The organism is Haladaptatus sp. W1, assembly GCF_001723155.1.
GTDB lineage: Archaea > Halobacteriota > Halobacteria > Halobacteriales > Haladaptataceae > Haladaptatus > Haladaptatus paucihalophilus.
The window spans coordinates 1-15,634 of record NZ_MEIH01000385.1 but is presented as its reverse complement, the minus strand read 5'-3'; the positions used below and the strand labels follow the sequence as shown (position 1 = coordinate 15,634).

General features: G+C 60.1%; 15 protein-coding genes and 1 pseudogene. 10 read left to right on the top strand and 6 right to left on the bottom strand.

Features of this window, described 5'->3' with window-relative positions; translation table 11 throughout:
- Nucleotides 1-181 precede the first annotated feature (181 nt).
- A complete protein-coding gene (locus BG842_RS23870) occupies nt 182-595 on the bottom strand; it encodes a MarR family transcriptional regulator (protein ID WP_069452755.1) in 414 nt (137 codons plus the stop codon).
- A 127-nt stretch (nt 596-722) separates the two neighbouring features.
- Here BG842_RS23870 and BG842_RS23865 point away from each other — a divergent pair, with 127 nt between their 5' ends.
- From BG842_RS23865 to BG842_RS23840, 6 genes are all read left to right on the top strand, one after another.
- Nucleotides 723-1,271, top strand: coding sequence for a hypothetical protein (locus BG842_RS23865; protein WP_069452754.1), 549 nt, complete (start codon nt 723-725; stop codon nt 1,269-1,271).
- A gap of 315 nt (nt 1,272-1,586) precedes the next feature.
- A complete protein-coding gene (locus BG842_RS23860; RefSeq protein ID WP_069452753.1) occupies nt 1,587-2,819 on the top strand; it encodes an ABC transporter substrate-binding protein in 1,233 nt (410 codons plus the stop codon).
- 9 nt (nt 2,820-2,828) lie between these two features.
- The gene (locus BG842_RS23855) at nt 2,829-3,689 is read left to right on the top strand and encodes a branched-chain amino acid ABC transporter permease (protein WP_069452752.1); all 861 of its coding nucleotides are present in this window, start codon (nt 2,829-2,831) and stop codon (nt 3,687-3,689) included.
- Between the two features lie 4 nt (nt 3,690-3,693).
- Entirely contained in the window at nt 3,694-4,836 is a 1,143-nt protein-coding gene (locus BG842_RS23850; protein WP_069452751.1) for a branched-chain amino acid ABC transporter permease, read from the top strand.
- Nucleotides 4,826-5,584 carry an ABC transporter ATP-binding protein gene (locus tag BG842_RS23845; protein WP_254663439.1) on the top strand — a complete coding sequence of 253 codons (759 nt, stop codon included), beginning with the start codon at nt 4,826-4,828 and terminating at the stop codon, nt 5,582-5,584. Before BG842_RS23850 ends, BG842_RS23845 begins: the two co-directional genes overlap by 11 nt.
- On the top strand, nt 5,581-6,285 hold the full coding sequence (locus BG842_RS23840) for an ABC transporter ATP-binding protein (RefSeq protein WP_069452749.1): 705 nt from the start codon (nt 5,581-5,583) through the stop codon (nt 6,283-6,285). The genes BG842_RS23845 and BG842_RS23840 overlap by 4 nt, the downstream gene beginning before the upstream one ends.
- Nucleotides 6,286-6,408: 123 nt before the next feature.
- Here the strand turns inward: BG842_RS23840 and BG842_RS23835 are convergent, their stop codons facing one another.
- Together BG842_RS23835 and BG842_RS23825 are read right to left on the bottom strand one after the other, a co-directional pair.
- Nucleotides 6,409-6,981, bottom strand: coding sequence for a hypothetical protein (locus BG842_RS23835; RefSeq protein ID WP_069452748.1), 573 nt, complete (start codon nt 6,979-6,981; stop codon nt 6,409-6,411).
- Nucleotides 6,982-7,389: 408 nt separating this feature from the next.
- A complete protein-coding gene (locus tag BG842_RS23825; RefSeq protein WP_254663438.1) occupies nt 7,390-7,755 on the bottom strand; it encodes an SHOCT domain-containing protein in 366 nt (121 codons plus the stop codon).
- Between the two features lie 613 nt (nt 7,756-8,368).
- On the opposite strand from BG842_RS23825, the gene BG842_RS23820 reads away from it, so the two are divergent.
- Both BG842_RS23820 and BG842_RS23815 read left to right on the top strand, forming a co-directional pair.
- Entirely contained in the window at nt 8,369-8,965 is a 597-nt protein-coding gene (locus BG842_RS23820) for a hypothetical protein (RefSeq protein ID WP_254663437.1), read from the top strand.
- Nucleotides 8,962-9,623, top strand: a pseudogene (locus BG842_RS23815) (hypothetical protein). Before BG842_RS23820 ends, BG842_RS23815 begins: the two are co-directional and overlap by 4 nt.
- 193 nt (nt 9,624-9,816) lie before the next feature.
- On the opposite strand, the gene BG842_RS23810 reads toward BG842_RS23815, so the two are convergent.
- Both BG842_RS23810 and BG842_RS23805 read right to left on the bottom strand, forming a co-directional pair.
- On the bottom strand, nt 9,817-10,674 hold the full coding sequence (locus BG842_RS23810; protein ID WP_069452745.1) for a hypothetical protein: 858 nt from the start codon (nt 10,672-10,674) through the stop codon (nt 9,817-9,819).
- Nucleotides 10,675-10,781: 107 nt separating this feature from the next.
- On the bottom strand, nt 10,782-11,099 hold the full coding sequence (locus BG842_RS23805) for a thiamine-binding protein (protein WP_007980799.1): 318 nt from the start codon (nt 11,097-11,099) through the stop codon (nt 10,782-10,784).
- A gap of 154 nt (nt 11,100-11,253) precedes the next feature.
- Here BG842_RS23805 and BG842_RS23800 point away from each other — a divergent pair, with 154 nt between their 5' ends.
- Entirely contained in the window at nt 11,254-11,676 is a 423-nt protein-coding gene (locus tag BG842_RS23800; RefSeq protein ID WP_069452744.1) for a GtrA family protein, read from the top strand.
- Nucleotides 11,677-12,195: 519 nt separating this feature from the next.
- Here BG842_RS23800 and BG842_RS23795 read toward each other — a convergent pair.
- Nucleotides 12,196-13,524 (bottom strand): sorbosone dehydrogenase family protein, encoded by a 1,329-nt coding sequence (locus BG842_RS23795; protein WP_069452743.1) that lies wholly within the window; start codon nt 13,522-13,524, stop codon nt 12,196-12,198.
- A 345-nt stretch (nt 13,525-13,869) separates the two neighbouring features.
- Here BG842_RS23795 and BG842_RS23790 point away from each other — a divergent pair.
- A partial coding sequence (locus BG842_RS23790; RefSeq protein ID WP_069452742.1) for a glycoside hydrolase family 3 N-terminal domain-containing protein occupies nt 13,870-15,634 on the top strand: 1,765 nt, incomplete at its 3' end.

Sequence of the window (15,634 nt, the reverse complement as noted above, 5' to 3'; positions counted from 1 at the left end):
TGACGTCTACAAATACTGTGTTCGTAGCTGGCATAAAGCTACCGCCGGGACGGGTCGGCGCTAGGGGCCGCCCGTCGGTGCCATCGCGGTCGATACCTGATGGACGAAGATAGTAAACCGTTACACCGATGGAATGCGTTCGAAATATCCCGGATGAAAAAGCGCGGTATTCCGCGTTCGATTACCCGTCGTCGGGTCGCGGGGCGTTTTCGTACTTGACCATCTTCTCGGGTTTGTCGGTAATCGTCTCGTAGATGCGTTGGAGCGTCTCCTCGGCTTTGAGGAGGTTGTGGTCTTCGAGAAATGCACGGCCCTCGTCGGTCAGACCGTAGAATTTCCAGGGATAGCCTTGGCGGCGCTGTGCGTCCGGCAGTGCGACCTCCGTTACGATTCCCACGTCGATCAACTTTTGAACGTGCTTGTAGACGGTTGCCTCGCTGATGCTCGGGTTGAGCTGTTCTAGCTCGTACATCGACGGGAGTTGCCGTGGGTGCTGTAGGATATTCGTGACCAGTGCGAACCGGGTCTGTTGGGTCACGAAGTGGACCAACTCACGGGCCTCCGTGCTCTCACCCGTCCCCAAATCGGTACTCATACTGCAAGCTACGTACCGGCACGACAAGTAGTTTACCCTGGAGTAAATTACTCCAGAGTAAATTCGAATACCTTACTCGGTAAATCACTTCGTAAATATTATGCTGAACACGCGACGTGCGTGTACTATGTCCGATGAAGAGTCGCCGGTTCCGGAGGGTATTCTCACGAGCGCAACTGCTCGACTCGACCGGGAGGAGATTTCGCTGGCCGACAACGAAGAGATCGTCCGGACGCTGGCCGAACTCACACCCGTTTACGAAAACGACCGTTCGTACTTCGTCCTCGGAAACTACGACCGAGAACCGATTCGACGGTTGAACCTCGTCACCGACCGTCTGAATCGTCGGGAGGACGCCTACGCGTTCCGGATGGTCGATATTCGCGGCGAATGGGACAACAGCATCCAGAAATTCTGCCTCATCGCCGACCTCGTTACGTACCTCGTCGGAGTCGCAGAGAAGGACCCGAGCGATTTCCTCGTCGAACAGGGCCTGCTCGTCGGCACCACGGAGTTCTTCTCGAAGAGTCACGTTCTCAAACGGGAGTACGACGACGAAACGCATCCGTTCGGATGGATGCAAGATGGCGTCTTCGACCTCTTCGAAAAAGAGGGACGGTTGTATCGGTGGCGGACGGACGAGGAACTGCTCGAAGCGGCCGAGTCGCTCCCGTGAACGCCCCACGAAATCGGGAACCGACCCGGAATAACGGCGGTGCTCGGTGCGGTGTGATCACAGTCTTTCGTCTCGTTGTTGCTCTCCCGACCTGTAGCCGCTCCCACCACCCACTTCGGTGAAATCGTTCGGAGTGCGTTCCTCGCTGTTTTGTCGCATGGTACCGACCCTCACATTTAATATGGGCCTTTTCGATAGTTCGGACACACTATGGTTAACGATGGTAATCAAAAGCTCCAAAAACAAATCCAGAATAAAGGCAAGAAGCGGATAGGCAAAACAACCGATGGATTCAACTCGTCGACACGACGGACGATGTTGAAGGCGACGGGTGTCGCTGGGGTCGCCGGTCTCGCAGGATGTTTGGGAAGCAGCGGTGGTGGCCCGTCGGGGACGGTGAAGATCGGAGTGCTCGCACCCGAACCGACGAAGAATCCCATCGGTGCGTCCATCGCAGGTGGGGCCAAACTGGCCGAAACGCAACTGAACGAGAACGGTGGTGTGAACGGCGAGGACGTAAAGGTCGTAATCAAGGACACGAAGGAGGATCCGTCGACCGGAAAATCGAAATATCAGGAGCTCACCGTCGGCGAAAGCGTCGATTTCACGACCGGCGTGTTCACCAGCGAGGTTCTCTTAAACATCATGGACTCCATTGCGGAGCAAGAGACCGTTCATATGGGGTCCGGCGCTGCCACGCCGGAGGCGACCACGATGGTCAAAGACGATTATGAAACGTACAAATATTTCTTCCGAACCGGCCCGGTGAATTCACACTATCTCGGCGTGAACATGGTCGATTTCGCAAAATCGAAGTTCGATTCGATGGGGTGGGAGTCCGTGGCCGTGCTCGCGGAGGACTACGCGTGGACCAAACCCGTCACCAAGGTTCTCACGGAACAGCTCTCGGGAACCGGAGTCGACGTTCCGGTCAGCAAACGGTACGCCAGCGGAACCAAGGACTTCTCGCCCATCTACGACGACATCGAGAGTTCCGGTGCCGACGCCGCGTTCGTCGTCATGGCACACACCGGGACGGCCGCTGTCGTCCAGTGGGCAAAACAACAGCGCCCGTTCGAGTTCGGCGGTATCCACGTCCCGATGCAGTTCCCGTCCTACTACGGCTCGGTAAACGGTGCTTGCCGATATGCACTCACACAGAACTCGGCAACTCCGAAATCGAAGATTACGAAGAAGACGGTCCCGTTCTCCGAGAGCTACAAGGAAGCGAACGGGAAGTACCCCGTGTACACGGGATACATCACGTTTGACGCGATCAAGCAATACGCGGCTGCGGTTGAATCCGCCGGTTCGCGGACGGCCAGCGACGTCATCCCCGAAATCGAATCGTCGACGTTCACGGGGACGACGGGCACGCTGAAATACTATGGAAAGAACGAGACGTATCCCCACGACGTGGTGTACGGAAAAGACACCGTGTGGCCGGTCTGGCTCCAGTGGCAAGAAAAGAGCGGAAACGGTGTCCAACAAGCGATCTGGCCGTCCGACGTCGCCACGGGGTCGTACAAGAAACCGCCATGGATGTGATTCGTCGCCATGTCCGGACTACTCAACACCGTCGTCAACGCGACTCTCATCAGCGCGCTCTACGCCCTCGTCGCCATCGGCTTCACGCTTATCTTCGGCGTCGGCGGCGTTCTCAACCTCAGTCACGGTGCGATAATCACCATCGGCGCGTTCATGGCGTACTTCGTCACGGGAGTACTCGGTGCCAACATTTGGGTCGCTACCCTCGCCGCGCTGGTCGTCTCGGGGGCGTTCGCCGCCGTGCTCTACTTCGTGCTGATACGACGCGTGCAACACGACCCCATCACGGTGATGATTCTCACCCTCGTGACGGCCATCGTCGTCGAGGAGGCCGTCAAGGTTCTCGTCGGAACGCAACCACGGGCTATCCCGTCGCTCCTCGGCGGCCATCTCGCGGTGATGGGGGGGATTCAACTGAATCGGGTGTTCGCCTTCGCGCTCTCGTGGGTTGTCATCGGTGCCCTCTTCGTGACCGTGAACTACTCCCGAACGGGCAAGGCGATAATCGCGACCAGCATGTCCACGCGCGGGGCGTCGCTCGTCGGTATCGAAACGAACCGGATGTACCTCTATACGTGGGTAATCGCCGGTGCGCTCGCCGGACTCGCGGGTGTATTCCTCGGGTCGATACAGACCGCCGGGTGGGCGATGGGCAGGGGGCCGCTCGTCCTCTCGTTCTCCATCGTCGTTCTGGGTGGTATCGGCTCCATCCGGGGCAGTCTCATCGGCGCGTACATCATCGGTTTCTTGGAGGTGTTCACGGTTTCGTACGTGGATTCGAGTCTCAGCGGTCTGGCGTCGCTCGTCGTCCTCGTCGTCATCCTGCTCGTGAAACCCGAGGGCCTCTTCGGCCGGGAGTTGGTGGAGTGATACCATGAGTGAAGACGTTCAACGCTCGAACCGATTCGATATGGTTTCATTCGCCCCTCGATACAAACTCGGGGTCGGCGCACTAGTCGTGTTGGCACTCGCACCGTTCTGGCTCCGGGGTCTCCTCGGCGAGGGGCGGGGTCTCCTCGCGGTCGTCAGCGTGACGACGGCGCTCTTTTTCGCCATGTTTGCGATGAGTTGGGACGTCGTTTCGGGCTACACGGGGCAAATCAGCTTCGGCCACGCTCTCTTCTTCGGGGTTGGCGGCTACGGCTCTGCCCTGTTGAACCTCGAACTGGGAGTGCCACCGATTGCGGCGGTACTGTTGGGGACCGTCCTCGCGGCGCTCGCCGGGATACTCGTCGGCGTCCCCGCGCTCCGTCTCGAAGGGCCGTATCTCTCGCTCGTCACGCTCGTTGCACCCCTCATCCTTCTCCAGGTATTCATCGTGTTCAGCGGAACGTTCGGCGGCGAACTCGGACTTCCGAGTCCGGACCCGCTGCTACCGGTATCGGGTTTTACCGGGCAAACCATCGCGGACTTTTACGTTGCATTCGGCATGTTCGTTCTCATCCTCGGTGTCTTGCTCGCTGTCACGCGTTCGGATGCCGGTGCGGTGTTCACCGCCATTCGCGAGGACGAGGACGCGGTGGCGGCCGCCGGAATCAATCCGTCGAAGTTCAAAATATTCGCGTTCGTGCTCTCCGCGGCGGTCGGCGGCCTCGCGGGCGGCGTCTTCGTCCACACCGTCGGGAAACCCCAACCGAGTCAACTGCTCGTGATGAGCGTCAGCGTCGAAGTCATCATCGCGAGCATCATCGGCGGGATGGGTACCATCACGGGCGCTGCCATCGGCGGCCTGTTCTTCAGTCTCTTTCGCGAGTGGCTCTCCGGTGTCACAGCGGTCGTTCCAGTGGCGAACGTTCAGGTCGCGTCCCTGGACCTTCTCCTGTTTTCCCTCGTCACACTCGCCCTCCTGTTCTTCCTCCCCGGCGGCTTCCTTCGATGGGGACTCGAACAGGGACGAAACATCGTGGGCGACGAGCCGAAACCCGTTGCCGACGGCGGAAGAACGCCGCTCGAACGAACGCTCGACGCGTATCAGGACGCGTTCGATGCCATCGGAGGTGCGGACGATGACCGCTGAGTACGCACCCTCGGACGGCATCCTCGTCCTCGAAAACCTTCGCAAGGAGTTCGGCGGCCTCACCGCCGTCGACGACCTCTCCATCGCCGTCGAAGAAGGTGAGATACTGGGATTCATCGGACCGAACGGTGCCGGGAAATCCACCACGTTCAACTGTGTCACCGGGACGTACTCGCCGACCAGCGGGACCGTCTGGTTTCGCGGCGAAGACGTGACCGGTGAACCGGCCTTTGAGATGGTAAAGCGAGGTATGGCGCGTACGTTCCAATCGTTCCGGCCGCTCGAAGACCGGACGGTTCGGGAGAACGTCGCCCTTGCGCTCGCCCCCGACCGAATCTTCTCGCTGTCGGGACTCCGCGGCCAGACGCTCACCCGTGCGTCCGAGATCTGCGCTCGTGTCGGGCTCGGCGACCGAGCCGAACAGTTTCCCGACGAACTTCCGCACGCCGGTCTCCTCCGACTCGAACTCGCGCGAGCGCTCGCGACCGAACCGGACCTCCTCCTCGTGGATGAACCCTTCGCGGGTCTCTCGAGCGGGGAAGTCGCCGACCTGTCCACCCTTCTGCGGTCCCTTCGGGACGAGGGTACGACGCTCGTGGTCGTCGATCACAACATGCGCGGCCTGCTCTCGCTCATCGACCGAGCGGTGGTCATCCAGTTCGGTTCGAAGATCGCCGAGGGAACGCCCGACGAGATCCGCGAGAACGAAACCGTTCAGGAAGCCTATCTCGGGAGGGCAGAGGTGTGAGTGCCCTCGTTTCAGTCGACGACGTTCACGTCTCCTACGGCGAAGTCGCCGCTCTTCGCGGTATCTCCGCGACCGTTGCCGAGGGTGAAATCGTCGGCGTCATCGGACCGAACGGTGCTGGGAAGACCACCCTCGTCGAGACGATTTCCGGCTTCCACGACTACACTGGGAACGTCGGGTATCGCGGACAGGAGGTCGCCGGGACGTCACCGTCCGATCTCGTCGCGGCCGGTCTCGTCCACTGCACCGAGAGTCGTGACCTCTTCGGGTATCTCTCGGTCGAGGACAACCTCGAACTCGGCGCGTATCGTCGTCGGGACGACGTTGCGGGCCGTCTCGAATTCGTCTACGACCTCTTCCCGACGCTCGCCGACCGCTCCGACCAAAACGCACGGACGATGAGCGGCGGCGAACAACAGATGCTCGCTATCGGTCGAGCCCTCATGGGCGACCCCGACGTGCTCATCCTCGACGAACCGACGCTCGGCCTCGCGCCGGTCATTCTCCAAGACATCAGCGCGGGACTCGAGGCAATTCGGAACTCGGGTGTGACCATACTGCTCGCTGAACAGAACGTGACGTTCACGATGAATCACGCTGACCGCGTTTACTTGCTGGAAAACGGCACGATAGAGCGCGAGGGTGACCCCGAAGCGCTCCAGGGAGACGAGTACATTCGAACGGCGTACCTCGGGGAGTAAGCGACGGCCTGCGTCGTGAGGATGACTCATAGTAATCGAATCGGCGCGCATGAGATTCGTAGAACACCCTCCGAGAATCGTACTTACGTGCGTGAATCGGTGGACTCGACGAAGTAACTCGTTTTACTCTGCATGTCGATAGAGGTTTCGAAGAAAACGGTCTCCAAATACGATGACGAGCACCGCACCCACGAGATCGAACAGGAGGTCAAGGAAGATATCGGATCTGCCGTAGGAAACGAGAATGGGTTCGAGACCGAAGCGGTCGGCGACGGCGTGAATCGTATACTCCATGAGTTCCCACAAGGCCCCGAGACCGACGACGACTGCCAGGACGCGCGGACGGGGGTCACGTCCGTTGTGGCGAGCGGTAACGAAGACGAGGCCACCGAGGAGTGTCGCGGAATGCGTGTGAGTGAGATGGTCCCACCACCACACGTCGTCGTACGGTCCGAGCATTCCGACGGTGTGGGTCAGCATCGCGGCGTCCAAATAGACGCGCTGCCACGGTCCGAAGGTGATGTCGTACTCGCGTTCGATGGCATCGGGGAGATACGTCGCTGCGAACGCGACTAGCGCGTTGACGATTGCGCCGGGGTTCCGTCGGCGAAGGCCGACGACGAACGCGGCGAGAATCGCGTACCTAACTCCTCGTTCCGTCTCCCGCGCCACCCGGTGGTGGTTGCTCTCGGCCACGGCTCTCAATCACGAGTGATGAAGGTTGCTTTGCACAAATACTATGTGCTCTGCCGTGCGTTCGCGTCACAGATGGTGGGCGTGGGAAATGCGACCCCACCGATTCCAAGCGCTGGCTACTCGCAATTTTCGCCGTGGCCGGTATCGGTGCAATCGGTACCGGGCGCTTCCCCCTGGATACAGGCGATATCCACGGTCTGTTCGCGCTGGTCGCGTTTCTGTTCTTCAACGTTCTGGCCATCGCGAGATTGCCGTCTCCGTACTCGTTCACGGTCTCATACGTCGCTTTCGAGACCAATGGAAGTATCCTGCTCGGCGTATCTACTCCGCGTGATTTGCATCCCCCGTTTCGAGAACAAGTCGCTGATGGGTCCCGTTCGAGGGCGACCCACCGAAACGAGGGGACATTCACGTGAGTTTCGCGCGCAGCGTCTCAAACTCCTCCTCGTCGATTTCGCCGCGGGCATATCGCTCACGGACCGTCTCCATTGCAGGGTCGGCTAATTCCTCGGGAGCGCGACGAGCCACCAGGTAGTATACGAGTGCAAGCGGAACCGCGACGAAGAGTACCATCCAGAAGAGTCCCCAAAGACCCATCGAACCGGCACCGGCCATCCAGCCATCGCCCCACATATGGCCACCGACCCACATATGTGCACTGCCAATCGCGCCAGTGGCGCGAGCGGCAACGGTTCCGGTCGCGGTGGTGACGAGCGTCGTCGCGATGGCAGTCAGTCTCACGGTTCCAATTTCGATTCGACGTGTATGAGTCATGTGTAGCTCACCTTCACATCTATTCCTACGATGTCTATCGAATTATATTCGAAGCCAGATTACCATCGTTTGAGAACGAGAACGCGACACCGCTGTCAGATGTGACGAATCAGAAACGATGACCGGAACATCGATTATCCGCTTTCCCGTCGCTATTGCTCGATACAGCGTCGCCAGAGCGTTACAGACAGTTCGCTCGCACCGAGCGGATAGCAACCCTCGCGGACCGATACCGGCAGTAGTACCGCGCCGATGACCGAACCGACCGCCACGACGACAACCGAAGTCGAGACGACGCCCGGACCGATGATCGATGTGTCTCACCGTCTGTGACCACGAGGGACGTATTGTGCGATAGAGACAGTGTGGAGAGTTATTTCGTCCGGCTTCACACTGTCTTCAGACGCATCACGGCGATTGACAAACGTTCTCGTCCCTTTCGGGACGGATTACGATGGGTTCGATATGGAACTAAACCTGCCGATTAAACAGACCGCCCTGTCTGTTTTCCCCTTCGACCGGTACAACAGATAAGTCGATGCGGGTCGTCAATGACGGCGGAACCACCACGGCACTGAACTCATCGCCGTGTGGTCTCTTGGGGGGACGAGAGATGAGTCAATCACTTCCGGAAGAATGGTTTATCAGGGATACGCGCGTGAACGCGACGATTGCCTGGGTTCTCGCGGTCGTCTTCGTTGCGATTGCCGTCGTGAGCTTATTGAATATCCTGTTCGTCGAGGCGACGATGGCCGCGATTGCGGCGTTCGTCGCTATTTCACCCGCGGTCGTCTACCGGTCGTGGACCCGAACGGTTCCGTGGCCACTGCTCCTCGTCGCATCGCTCCCGCTCTTTGTTGCAACGGCTCGGCCGGTGTTCCTCGACGATATCGTGACTGGGATTAGCGTTGCGACCCTCGCGATGCTCGTCGTCGTCGCACTCGAACTGACGACGGCGGTCCGAATGACGCCGCAGTTCGCGGTCGTCTTCACCGTCATCGTGACGCTCGCGACTGCCGGGTTCTGGGCCGTCGGGTCGGCGGCCTCGGCGACGTATCTCGGGACGAGGTTCATCGAGACGAACACCGAACTCATGACGATATTCACCGCGACGTTCGTTGCGGGCATCGCCGCTGGTGTGCTCTTCTGGTTGTATTTCCGGCGTCGGCTCGCCGCGAACGTCGAACGACCACGGGAGCGTGGCGCATGAGTTTCCACACTCCCGTCAGCCTCTCGGCGCGCCGGGAGAGTCAGTTGGTTCGACTCCTCCAAGCGGCGATAATCGGCATCTTGGTGGTCGGCCTCTGGCAAGGAACGCCGGTATCGCCGTGAATGCGAGCGTCGGACTCCTCGTCACGTTTCTCCCGGCGTTTTTCGACCGGAACTATAGCATCACGATGGACGGCGGCATCGTCCTCTGGATTACGCTCGCGATGTTCCTGCACGCGCTCGGGACGCTATCGTTGCCCGCGTTGGGTTTCATCAGTCCCTACAAGTCGACGTGGTGGTGGGACCACATGACGCACGCGCTGTCGTCGTCGCTCGTCGCTGGCGTGGCATACGCGGTGACGCGAGCGCTCGAAGAGCACACGGAGTACATATCGATGCCACCGACGTTCATGTTCGTCTATCTGTTGCTGTTCGTGATGGCGTTCGGCGTCATCTGGGAACTCATCGAGTTCTACGTCGCCGTCGTCTCGAACCTCGTCGGCATCGGAAAGGTGCTCACCCAGTACGGGTTGGACGATACGATTCTCGACTTGTTCTACAATACCATCGGTGGACTCCTCGTCGCGGTCTTTGGCACCGCCCATTTGACGGACCTCTCCGACCAACTTCGAGCGAAGTTCGAATCCCCGAATCGATAACGGGTGCTGCTCTCGTCCCGATTCGGTGATACTCGATGGGTATCGTCCTTCCTACGAACCGAGAGGGACAACAGGGACGGACCACACAGTAGCGGATTGCGCGATTCTTCGCCGAACGGCATACGTTCGTTCGAACCTTCCGCACTGACATCCGGTGTCGGCACGTTCGCCTCGAAATCGCCGAGGATGGTCGTCACCATTCGGCGTAGGTGATATACTCGGCGCGTTCGTACTCGACGAGCCACGTTCCAAAGATATCTGTCACGTCTATCCCCTCGTGTCCCCGGATGCGGTCGATCACCGACCGGAAGGCGTCGTCGTCTTCGAAGTACCCTCCGTCGGTCGCTTCCTCGACGACCGCACGTTCGGCATCGGAGAGGTCCGTAAGTTCGAACGAGTGCCGCTCCCGAATCCGGTCGGCGAACGTATCGACGTCAGGTGCGACCTCCGTCACCTCGTATCGGTACTCCGCTTCGGTTACCGTTCGAGTGGCGACTGCAACCCGATATCGATTCTCACCGCGGATGATGATGTCGTACCGTTGCCTCGGAACGAACACCGATTCGTTTCCCACCTCCTCGGCGGTCCCGTAGTGGATACCGATATCGCGTCGCCCTCGGTCGGACGTGTTTTCCTCGGACGGGATGGAATCGAGGCGGTTACGGTCCGCGGCTGGCAGGTCGTCGTATTCTATCGCACCGAGCTCCGGCGTCGAATCGTCCGGGTCGAAATCGATGCGAACATCGTAAACGGTCGTCTCGTCGCTTTCGAGCCGCGTCTCCGAAACCTCGTAGAAGACGTCTCCCATCCGAACGATGTTGGTGGTGTCGAACAGCTCGTACGCCCCGATCCGCGTCGCCGATCCGTTCCCGCGAGCCGACGTGACGAGCGTATATTCTTCGGAATCGGGCTCGGGGGCCATCGAAACTTCGTCTGCGATATCGTTCGCCGTCGCGTCGTCCATATCCAAAACGACGGGTGGATGGCCACATCCAGCGATGAAGACGGAGAGAAGGGCGGTTCCGTTTGCGAGGAACTGGCTGCGTCTCATGCATTCTCTGATAAGTAGTGTTATGAATATTTTCTGATTTGAATTACGATACACTCGCAACACCGGGCCGGTTCGGTGGTCGAAACGGAATCTCGGATTCCCGCCGCTCAGCGGTCGCTTCGTGCGGGCCGCTGGAGGTGCTGCTCGACGCGTTCTACCTTTTCGTCTACATCGAGCGTCTCCTCTCGGAAGTGGTCTATCTTCAACGTCGTCAGCGTCCGTGACGCATCGACGGCCTCCGTCGCCGCCTGGGCCGCGGCGAACACCTCCGACAGTTCGTCGGCCTGAATCGTCGTTTCCATCGGGTGCGTCTCGTACCGAACGTCGAAGTCGTCCAGCGCGTCGATGGCCTTCGCGATTTCCGCGTCGAAATCCGCGGTCGCGTCGTCGAGCGGCGCGACGGTGAGCATTGCCGTGACGGTCATAGTTCGACGTTCGAATCCCCGGGTAATATAATCGAGTGATGGTCGAATCGGACTGGTCCACTGTGATACCCGATTCGCCGTCGATTTCACGGACCGAAACGCTCGGGTGGGAAGCGACAGGGATACACCGTCTGAACCACTGGTGTATGTAGAGATGCTTCGGGAGTTCCTTCGTGACCTCCGTCGCGGCACACTGCTCCCACAGTTACGACGCTTCGTAATCGTCGGAAGCGTCGCCGCGGGCGTGCAGATGGTCCTCCTCTGGATGTTCGTCGATAGAGCCGGTCTCAATTACCTGTTTGGCGCGTTGATAGCCATCGAGATCACGATTCTATTTCAGTATACGCTCAACAATGCGTGGACGTTCCACGCGTCCCGAAACTCCACGACGAGCGACTACCTCACTGGATTGTTCAAAACGAACGTCGTCCGTGGGTCGGCCATCCCGATTCAACTCGGCATCCTCTACGTCCTCGTGAACACGGGGGATATCCTGTATCTCATCGCCAACGCCGTTGCCATCGCTATCAGCGGCATCTATCGGTACGTTCTCGATGCCCGTTGGACGTGGGGATGAACGTGGAGGAAGCGAGTTCCGCATTCGATGACGACTCGGTACCGATTCAGACCGAGCGCGGACCGGTGTGACCCAACAGCTAGCTTGCGTCACGAGAGTGCGGGTGGACGAGAGTGCGGGTGAAACGGACGGCAGGACCGCGGTCGAATCACTATCTCACAAGACATTTGATATGTGGTACCATCTTTCGCATGTGGGTTACTACAATTAGTTTTTGTGCTACCGAAACGAGTTTTAACCTCCCGTCTGATGATTCAGATGCACTCTCACAACCAGTCACAGTGTTTCCCCGAAGTCAGCTATACGACGCTGCCGCGCTTGGCTGGTTGTGGGAGTTCTGCGGTTCGGACTTCTCCCCAGTAGCAGTCCCACGTTCTCATCCGGAGCCTTAGCTTCCGAAGAGCGGCCGCTTCTGCATGACGATTACGTTCGGATCGACTTCCTCGATCTCTCACTCACGAACTAATCGCGCTACCGTGACTTCGCCATCCATCGATCGATGCTCCCACCGCAAACTCCTCATCCGGCGGGGACGATACGATGAAGCCCGCCGTCGCCATCGGCCCCGCTGCCGAGGACGTACAGTTCCCCCGCGTCGTCACGGCCGAACGAGAATAGTTGCTCTATCTTCCGTCCGCTGTCCCCGGCCACCGTGACGACCCGCGTCGGCCACTGACCGTCCCCGTCGGGTCGCGTCGCGGCGAACAGTCGCCCGCCAGCCTGCAGATCGCCGAAGATGTACGCTTCTTCCATCGCCCGAAGCGCCGACCCGCGGTAGACGTAGCCGCCGATAACCGAGATTCCGCTGACGGAACCGCCCGAGTGGGGATATTCGATGATGGGCGAGACGAGCGGTTCGCCGCCTCGGACGCTGCCGGGCGTCCCGTCGGGGCAGTTATCCGCCTCGTAGCAGTGAGTTCCCTCCTTGACGTTCCACCCGTAGTTGCCTCCCCGTTGAACCAGATTCACTTCCTCGTAGCTGCTCTGTCCGACGTCGCTGACGAAGAACTCGCCGCGGTCGAAGGAAAACCGCCACGGGTTCCGGAACCCCCACGCGTAGTGTTCGTCGAGACCGTCGGTACCGACCAGCGGGTTATCGTCGGGGATACCGTAGCCCTTCCCGTTCGCCCGAGTTTCGACGTCGATACGAAGGATGCTCCCGAGGAGGTTCTCAGTCACGTCCTGTCCGTTGCCGCCATCGACGGCGCCGTACCAGTCGGAGACGTGCCCCGTTCCTTGGTCGCCTCCACCACCGCCGTCGCCCACCGCCACGTAGAGATACCCGTCCGCTCCGAACGTGATGTCCCCGGCGTTGTGGTTGCTCTGTGGCTCCGGAATTTCCAAGACGACGCGTTCCGAGTCGCGCTTCGCCTGGCCGCCGTCTTCGGTCGCCACAAACTCCGAGAGGACAAACGTGTGGCTGTAGTTGGCTGGCGCTCCGGACCGTAGCGGAGCGCTGTATCGAACGAACAAGCGGCGGTTCTCGGCGAAGTTCGGGTGGAGCGCGATTCCCAGCAGTCCCTTCTCTCCCCCGGCTTCGACGGTATCCCGTAGGTCTAGAAACGGTTTCTTTCGGAGGCCGTTCGACCCGTGGAGATGGATGAGACCGGTCTGCTCGGCGACGTAGCGACGGTCGGCGTCGGGTGCGAAGGCGACGTCCAGCGGCGTTTGCATGCCGCTGGCCAGCGTCTGAAGACCGACCGCATTCGGAAGGCTTCCCTTTGTCGTCGCTGTCTCGGATGCGTCGGTCGTGTTCGATTGACCGTCGCGCCCGGGCGGTCGTCCACAGCCGGCCAGTCCGGTCGTCGAACCGGCGAGCACCGCTTTGAGAAACCGTCGCCGCTTCATGTCCGCAGATTCGAGCTCCGATGCAAAAAGAAATCCGGGTAGTTCATCGCTTTCTGTTGTAGACAGGCCATCTTCCTACCGGACGTGAATCGTTTCACTTCCTTCGGGAACATTGCTATCGCTCCAATCGCGGGTCCAATTGCGATTTCCGCGATGGATACGATTCGCTGATTACGAACGGAGACTGTACCGGTATCGGAGAGTACTATCAGAATTCATAATATGCTCAGAATATAGATTAATTATTATGATTTGGGAAATATTAATTAATATTCATCCACATGGTGGAAACGGATGCGAGAAACTAACAATAATAGTAGTGAAGGTCACTCTCGCCGGACGTTTATGAAAGCGACCGGTGCTGCAACTGCCGCGACTACGGTCGGTCTGACCGCACAGGGCGTGGCGGCGGATGAACACACGGTCGGCGCGATGCTGAACGATATGTCCATCGCCGAGAAGGCCGGGCAGATGATCCAGCCCGTGGTCAACAGTCTCGACCCGGAGGCGGATTCGACCTTCCAGGACGTCTCGGAAATCGGAGACCTCATCTCGGAGGTCGCCGCCGGGTCGTTGCTCTCCGGCGGGTCGCTCCCGCCGACGACGGACCCACAGGAACTCGTCGAAAAGGTCGACGCGCTTCAGGAGTACATGATCGACAACTCCCCGCACGGGATTCCGTTCTTCTACGGCGTCGATGCCGTCCACGGGGCCTGTTACCTCGACGGTGCGACCGTGTTCCCGAACCGGCTCAACATGGGTGCGACGCGTGACCCCGAAACCATCGAACGGGCCGAGCGACACACGGCGGCGGTGCTCGAAGCCACCAGTTGTCACGAGACGTTCGCTCCGACTATCGAACTTCAGCGCGACCCGCGCTGGGGGCGGTTTTTCGAGGGAATCAGCGAGGACCCGAAGGTGCTTTCGGACATCTCGGCGGCCCGGACTCGGGCCCTCGAAAGCAACGACCGCGTGACGTCTACGGTCAAACACTTCGCGGGGTACGAAGTCCCCCACAACGGCAACGACCGGGCGGCAGCCAACGTCTCGATGCGCGACCTTCGGGAAACGCTGCTCCCGCCGTTCGAGGTCGCCATCGCGGAAGGCCCCGGAATGGTCATGGTCAACAGCGGTTCCGTGAACGGCATCCCGGCGCACGCCTCGCGGTGGCTGTTGACCGACGTCCTCAGGGAGGAGTACGACTTCGATGGCGTCGTCATCTCCGACTGGAACGACCTCTTCCGCATGATCGACCGCCATCAGTACTTCCCGAACACCGAGGACGGCCGACGGAGTGCGGTCGAGGCCGCTATCGAGGCGGGGTTGGACATGGTAATGCTCGGCGGCGGCGGTCTCACCCCACCCGAGTTCATCGCTCACGTTCAGACCCTCGTCTCCAACGGCGACCTCTCCGAGAAGCGCATCGACCAGTCCGTCAGGCGAATTCTTCAGCTCAAGCGAAGTCTCGGGCTGTTCGAGAACCCGTACGCCGATTCGTCGAATCTCACCTCCCTCGTCGGCAACGACGAGTCGATGGAGGTGGCGACCGACCTCGCCCGCGAGTCGATGGTTCTGCTGAAAAACGACCCGGTGACGGAGGGTGGCCCCTCGGCGCTGCCGCTTTCGGGCACCGAAAACGTCCTCGTCACGGGACCGGGAATCGACCCCGAGACGGGTATCGAGAACCGTATCCTGATGCAGTACGGCGGCTGGACCCTCGGTTGGCAGGGAATCGAAGGCGGCTCGCTCACGGACGGCGGCCCTCGTCCGACCGGTACGACGATGGTAGCGGAACTGGAGAACGCACTCGGCAGGGGCCAACTCACGCACGTCCCGACGAACTTCGACCGCTCGCAATGGTGGTCGATTCCCGAGGACTCGACCAACGAAAACGGTGAGTACGGCTTCACCGACGAGCAGCGCAGTGCCGTCGAGAGTGCCGCTCCTGACGCCGACATCGCCGTCGTCGTCCTCGGCGAAGGTCCACACAACGAAGGATTCGGCGACCGTGACACCCTTCGACTCCCGGAGACGCAGCGGGAAATTCTCCGGACCGTCGTCGAGAACACCAGCGACGACACGACCATCGTCGGAGTGGAGTACGCGGGCA